Here is a 264-nt window from a genome sequence, read left to right on the forward strand (position 1 = left end):
ACCAGTTTCTCTATCCTGCAAACCATGAGCGAAGCGTACAAAATCATGCAGTTGCAACAAGAGAAGTTGCACCCGCTTAAATCACTGTTCCTCGCCACACTAGGCGGCGCCCGCGCGCTGCATCTGGATGATCAGATAGGCAACCTCAATGTCGGGAAAGAAGCCGATTTTGTTGTTCTGGACTTGCACGCGACGCAGCTAATGCGTTTTCGAATGAATCAGGCAACAACATTGGAAGAAAAATTGTTCGTACTAATGAGCCTT

The 264-nt window shown here is 48.1% G+C and carries 1 protein-coding gene; it reads left to right on the forward strand.

What is annotated here, in order from left to right:
• On the forward strand, nucleotides 1-264 hold a 264-nt coding region (locus JI666_RS21165; RefSeq protein ID WP_206895059.1), incomplete at both ends, for an amidohydrolase family protein.

The organism is Bacillus sp. NTK071 (genome assembly GCF_017303315.1).
Classification (GTDB): domain Bacteria; phylum Bacillota; class Bacilli; order Bacillales; family Guptibacillaceae; genus Guptibacillus.